Below are 365 nucleotides of genomic sequence, written 5' to 3'. Positions count from 1 at the left end.
GTTCTACACCGACCCGACCAACGCCTCGCGCACCCTGTTGATGGATCTCGACACCCTGCAGTGGGACGAGGGCATCTGCGCGGACATGGGAATCCCCCTGTCGATGCTCCCCGAGATCAAATCCAGCTCCGAGGTCTACGGCACCGGTCGCGAGCGCGGCCCCTTCCGCGGTGTACCCATCGCCGGCATCCTCGGCGACCAGCAGGCCGCGACCTTCGGCCAGGCGTGCCTGTCCCCCGGCGAGGCCAAGAACACCTACGGCACCGGCAATTTCGTGCTCCTCAACACCGGTACCGAGAAGGTGATGAGCAAGAACGGACTCCTCACCACCGTCTGCTACAAGATCGGTGACCAGCCCACCGTCT

The 365-nt window shown here is 64.9% G+C and carries 1 protein-coding gene; it reads left to right on the top strand.

Going from position 1 to position 365, the window contains the following annotated elements; translation table 11 throughout:
* Positions 1 to 365 (top strand): FGGY family carbohydrate kinase (locus AC1DYP_RS24875; RefSeq protein ID WP_477048574.1); only part of this gene is annotated, 365 nt, incomplete at both ends.

The sequence above is a fragment of the Caulobacter sp. P1_D6 genome (assembly GCF_056406095.1).
Note: the sequence above shows the minus strand (reverse complement) of the source record. Positions and strands in the feature narration are given on the sequence as shown.